Below are 5,647 nucleotides of genomic sequence, written 5' to 3' on the forward strand. Positions count from 1 at the left end.
TTGTTCTGAGAGAGTACCTTACCATGGTTGGTAGGACAGATAGAGTCCCATCACGGATAAATCTGTCGAGGCTGAGTTTCAGTGGTAATCAGAATACAGATTGAACATGGGGTGAGCAGGACCGGTGGGAACAAAAAAAGCACTCAAAGCGCAACAGCTTTAAGTGCTTGAATTTGCTTGGCTGGGGGACAGGGATTCGAACCCCGATAAGCGGAGTCAGAGTCCGCCGCCTTACCATTAGACCATCCCCCAGCACGGGTTGTGCGATGCGGTCAGTTATATAGAAAAAAAGCCACTCCCTGTCAAGCAAAAAGGGACATCTGTCGAGTATCAGCTGATGATGACCCCGGCATAACCCACGACCTGATCGGTATCGCCCGATACCGCTCCCGAATCGGTGTAAATCTGTATCTGTGCGTTGCGAGCGCCGAGTTTGACGGCGGCGAGGAGGGCGATCGTCACCGGGATGATCCCGCACATCGTGACCCGGTTGTCCTTGACCGTGCGATACAGCCCCTCGGCGTCGAGACTCTGTATCTGGTCGAGGGCCATCGTGTCCTTTTTCCGTGCCGATTTTCTCGACTCGTAATGGGTCATGTCGCTGGAGGCGACGATCAGGATATCCTTCCCCGAGGCGACGACGACATCCGCGATGACACTGGCGATCTCCACACAGACGGGGTAGGGGAGATGGGACAGGACCACTGGAACGATACGGAGCCTGGGTTGCATCGCCTGCAGGAACGGCACCTGGACCTCGAGGCAATGCTCGAATCGGTGTGCGCTTTCATCGGCCTGAAACAGTGAGCGGGGAGCGGCCTGGAGGCGGTCGGCGATGTCGATATCGACCGGCACATCACCCATCGGCATACGCCAGGTTGCCGTCGACAGTGCGACCGGACCTCCCTGGCCGTGGTGGTTGGGGCCGAGCAGGATCACGGTTTCCGGGACCTTGACGAGACCGATGACTTCGCCGGCCACGGCTCCGGAGTACATATAGCCGGCATGTGGTGAGACAACGGCGATGGCCTTGCGGCCTCCCTTCTGCCGGGCCGGAAGCATGTCCTGCACGGCCCGGGCCAGGGTCTTCGGATCTTCCGGGTAAAAACGGCCGGCTACGGCTGGATATCGGTGCATGGCGTCACCTCGGGCGGAAAAATGGCTCAGCTGCGCTTGACACTCCATGTGGTCCCTTCCGGACCATCCTTCAGTTCGATCCCTTTGGCGAGCAGTTCGTCGCGGATTGCATCGCCGCGCGCCCAGTTTTTCTCGGCCCGGCAGGCGTAGCGTTCATTGATCAGAGCGAGTATGCGGTCCTCGTCGATGTCAAGGCCGGCCAGCAGCTGGTCCTTGCGGGCCTGCAGAAAAGCGGCGGGTTCTTCGTTCAGTATCCCCATGATGGCGGCCAGCCGCTTCATGGTCCGGGTCGCCAGGTCGAGGATCTCGACGTCGGTTGCGGCCGGGGGAGCGGGCAGGGTTTTGCACAGGCGGTTGATGATCTTGGCCAGGTCGAACAGAATGCCTTGGGCCTGGGCGGTGTTGAAATCGTTGTCCATCGCCTGTTGGAACCTCCCCTCGACGGCGTCGATGGCCTCGAGATCCTTGCGGCCGATGCTGCCTTCCCCCGGCTGAGGCCGGCTCTTCGCCAGGGCCTCGACCTGGGCGATGCAGGCGTAGAGGCGCTCGAGTCCGGCGGCGGCATCGAGCATCGCCGTCTCCGAAAAATCCAAGGGGTTGCGATAATGGGTGGAGAAAATGAAAAACCGCAGAACTTCGGGGTGATAGTGATTGAGGATGTCGCGGATCGTCAGGAAGTTGCCAAGCGATTTCGACATCTTTTCGTCGCGGATGGTGACGAAGCCATGGTGGATCCAGCAGTTGACGAAGGGCTTGCCGTTGGCCCCTTCGCTCTGGGCGATCTCGTTCTCGTGATGGGGAAAGATCAGGTCTTTGCCGCCGCCATGGATGTCGAAGGTGTCGCCGAGATACTTGCGGCTCATCGCCGAGCACTCGATGTGCCAGCCCGGTCGTCCCGGTCCCCAGGGGCTGTCCCAGGCAGGCTCTCCCGGCTTCGAACCCTTCCACAGCACGAAGTCCATCGGGTGCCGTTTCTGCTCGTTGATCGAGATCCGCGCCCCGGCCTGCATATCGTCAAGGTTGCGGTGAGCGAGCTTGCCGTATTGGGGAAAACAGTTGACGGCGTAGTAGACGTCGCCCCCCGACGGGTAGGCCATCCCCTTGGCGATCAGTTCGGCGATGAGGTCGACCATCTCGGGGATGTGCTCGGTGGCCTTTGGTTCCAGGTCGGGCCGGTCGATGCCGAGCCTGTCCATGTCGACGTAGAACTCGTCGATAAAGCGATTGGCGAGCTCGACGGTGGTGGTGTGCTGGTCGGCCGCCCGGTTGATGATCTTGTCGTCGATGTCGGTGAAGTTGCGGACATAGGTCACCCGGTAGCCGCGATAACGGAAATAACGGACGATCATGTCGAAGGCGAGGGCGGAGCGGGCGTGGCCGATATGGCAGTAGTCATACGAGGTGATGCCGCAGACATAGAGCTTGACATGCCCCGGCTCGATAGGTTCGAGCGGCTGTTTCTTCCCGGAGAGGGTGTTGAAGATCTTGATCGTCATTCTTGTGCGCGAAAGTATATCGGGTCGGTCGATCCGTTAGTGGTGGATGAAAGGCTGGCGTTCGCCGCCGTCACAGTGTAAAAAAGGACATCCCTGCACCCCGACAGCCGTTGGATCGTATTCCCGCCATCATGGCGACAGGAAGTCAGATACAGGCGCAGCTTTTGAAAAATGTTGATTTTTTTGATTCCTGTGGTCAACAAGATAATCGTATTGGGGGGAAAAGACAAGAATGCGCGCTGAAATTGAGCAAAAACCCCCGTGGCGCCGGAGCTTTGCCGCCTGGACCGATTCCCGGGTCATCGCCATGTTTTTTCTGGGGTTTTCGGCGGGCATCCCACTGCTGCTGATTTTTTCCACCCTGTCGGTGTGGCTCAGCGAGGCCGGGACCGGCCGCTCCGCGGTTACGTTTTTCAGTTGGGCGGCCCTTGGCTACTCCTTCAAATTCATCTGGGCGCCATTGGTCGACCTCATGCCGCTGCCCTTCCTCACCAGACGGCTGGGGCGACGGCGGGCCTGGCTCCTGCTGGCGCAGTTACTGATCATGGCCGCCATCTCATCGATGGCCCTGGTTGATCCCGCCGCCCACCCCGGCAACCTCACGACGATGGCCTGCGCCGCCGTTCTTCTCGGTTTTTCGGCGGCCACCCAGGATATCGTCATCGATGCCTATCGCATCGAGAGTGTCGCCCCATCGATGCAGGCCATGCTGGCATCGATGTATATCGCCGGCTACCGGGTCGGCATGCTGGTGGCCGGGGCCGGGGCCCTGCTGCTCGCCTCCCATCTCGCCACGAATCCGGATGGCTATGATTATCCGGCCTGGCGCCTGACCTACCTTGCCATGGCCTCGGTGATGCTGGTCGGGGTTGCCACGACGCTGCGCGTCAAGGAACCATCGGTGGAGAGGAAGGACCTGTACACCTATCTGCCATCCCAGTACCGCCGCCTCTTCTTTCTCTTTGTCCTGTCGGCGGCCGGCTTCGCCCTGACTTTTTTTGCCTCTGGCGCCTGGTTTCAGTACCTCCAGGATCTCCTCCGCCTGCAGGTTCCGTCCCTCGGCCACATGTCCGGTTTTATCGTCGAGGTCCCGAGATTCTTCCTTGCCGTTGTCGCCGCGTTGACGATAGCCCGGCTCGGCGTGGCGACGCGTTTCGTCGACCGTAAAATGGTCGAGGTCACCTATGCCTTCCCGGTGCGTGACTTTTTCAGCCGCTACCGCCTCCGGTCGGCGCTGCTGGTGCTCGCCCTCGTCGGATTCTATCGGCTGTCCGATGTCGTGCTCGGGGTGGTGGCCAACGTGTTTTATCTCGATATGGGGTACAGCAAGGAGACCATCGCCTACGTTTCGCAGACGTTCGGCTTGGCTATGACGCTGCTCGGCGGGTTTTTCGGCGGGATGCTGACCCTGCGCTTCGGGGTGAACACGATACTGCTGCTGGGGGCCTTCCTGTCGGCGATCACCAATCTGCTGTTCATGTTCTTGGCCGGCGCCGGCAAGGACACCGCTTTCCTGGCGCTGGTCATCGCTGCCGACAACCTGAGCGCCGGCCTGGCGACCACGGCCTTTGTCGCCTTTCTTTCCAGCCTGACGAGCGTTTCCTTTACCGCGGTCCAGTATGCGATATTCAGTTCGATCATGACCTTGATGCCGAAATTGATCGGCGGTTACTCAGGCTCGCTCGTTACCGCGTTCGGCTATGAAACGTTCTTCCTGATGACGGCGGTGATGGGCATCCCGGTGCTGGGACTGATCTGGCTGGTGCGGATGACGATGACGGCGGTATCGCAGGGAGATCGTTAACGGAGATGGCGGCTGGTGCGGAGATATATTCCCATGGCTTCAGCCGTCTGTTCGTTGGCGAAGGCGAGGCCTGACTGGTACTCGGAAGAGTCGGGCAGGGGATGGCACCATTTGACGGTGGCTGTTCCGGCGACAGGAAAATCAGGGGCACATTCGTCGAACGAAAACTGGATGACAGTATCGCTGGCCAGCGGTTCTGCGGTTTGCAGGCGCAGTCCGCCGATGCTCAGGTCTATGGTCCTGGCCAGGGTCGCGGCCTGGGGGACGGAAGTTCCGGAGCGGTTGAGCCGCATCAGGATGAGACGATGCCTGCCCTCCACCCGGATATGGCGGCGGCGGTTGTCATGGGGAGCGGCGGTGTTTTCGGGAAGGGAACGATGGCAGGATTCGCTGCTGAGGCTGTACTGCATACACATCGTGAAGGCTTCCGTCCGACAGTAGATCTCGATATGGTTCTCCAGCGGAATGAACAGTCCTTCACTGTAGAGGCTGCACTTCAACGAGAGAGGAGACCAGTAGGGGCAGGATTTCTTGTCTGGGATTATTTCGGCCATACCGTTCCGATGTCTGCAATAGGGATAAAACGACAATCAATGACATAGTGAGCCAGTATATTCAATGCAAAATACATGCCGTCAGTGCTATTTAAGCTCTTTCGGTACAATGTCGTACCGTTTCATCTTGTCGTAGAATGCCGTCTTGCCAAGCTGCAGATCAGTTGCGGTCATGGCGACGTTGCCTCTGTTTTTCTCGAGTGAATGCAGGATGATCTCCCGTTCGAGCTCGGCGATCATTCCCTTGAGCGGCATTCCCTCCAGGCGTTGCAGATAGGAAGTGGGAGAGGGGCCTGTCGGCTGTTCGGCCTCGGCCGGGATGTCGAAGATCAGTTCGTTCTCGGTGATAATATTGCCTTTTGCCATCAGCACCGCGCGTTGGATGACATTTTCCAGTTCCCGCACATTGCCGGGCCATTCATGGCGCAGCAGGCGGTTGATGACCGATTGGGGGAGAAAATTGATATCCTTCTTGAATGCCTGGCGATATCGTCTGACGAAATGGGTGACGAGATCGACAATGTCCTCTTTCCGCTGGCGCAGCGGTGGAATTGAAATATTTATCTGATTACCATCGAACTTCAGCCAGCTTGAGCAGGCGCTGCGGGACCGGCTGAGTTTGTAAGGCTATATAGGTTAACCGATCAACCATTGTA

General features: G+C 58.9%; 5 protein-coding genes and 1 tRNA gene. 1 reads left to right on the top strand and 5 read right to left on the bottom strand.

Annotation, left to right across the window (positions count from 1 at the left end; translation table 11 throughout):
• Positions 1-178 precede the first annotated feature (178 nt).
• The 3 genes from HNQ81_RS17075 to cysS all read right to left on the bottom strand — a co-directional run bounded on the left by HNQ81_RS17075 (position 179) and on the right by cysS (position 2,633).
• Positions 179-252, bottom strand: a tRNA-Gln gene (locus HNQ81_RS17075).
• 78 nt (positions 253-330) lie between these two features.
• Entirely contained in the window at positions 331-1,137 is an 807-nt protein-coding gene (amrB, locus tag HNQ81_RS17080) for an AmmeMemoRadiSam system protein B (RefSeq protein ID WP_183352615.1), read from the bottom strand.
• Positions 1,138-1,163: 26 nt separating this feature from the next.
• Positions 1,164-2,633: a cysteine--tRNA ligase gene (cysS, locus tag HNQ81_RS17085; RefSeq protein WP_183352617.1), complete on the bottom strand. Its 1,470-nt coding sequence runs from the start codon at positions 2,631-2,633 to the stop codon at positions 1,164-1,166.
• Between the two features lie 232 nt (positions 2,634-2,865).
• Between cysS and HNQ81_RS17090 the strand changes: the two genes are divergently transcribed.
• The gene (locus HNQ81_RS17090) at positions 2,866-4,437 is read left to right on the top strand and encodes an AmpG family muropeptide MFS transporter (RefSeq protein ID WP_183352618.1); all 1,572 of its coding nucleotides are present in this window, start codon (positions 2,866-2,868) and stop codon (positions 4,435-4,437) included.
• Here the strand turns inward: HNQ81_RS17090 and HNQ81_RS17095 are convergent.
• Entirely contained in the window at positions 4,434-4,991 is a 558-nt protein-coding gene (locus HNQ81_RS17095) for a PilZ domain-containing protein (protein WP_183352619.1), read from the bottom strand. The genes HNQ81_RS17090 and HNQ81_RS17095 overlap by 4 nt on opposite strands.
• 87 nt (positions 4,992-5,078) lie before the next feature.
• Entirely contained in the window at positions 5,079-5,576 is a 498-nt protein-coding gene (locus HNQ81_RS18320; RefSeq protein WP_492212471.1) for an AAA-type ATPase lid domain-containing protein, read from the bottom strand.
• Positions 5,577-5,647: the final 71 nt, after the last annotated feature.

This window comes from Desulfoprunum benzoelyticum, from assembly GCF_014201505.1.
GTDB lineage: Bacteria > Desulfobacterota > Desulfobulbia > Desulfobulbales > Desulfocapsaceae > Desulfoprunum > Desulfoprunum benzoelyticum.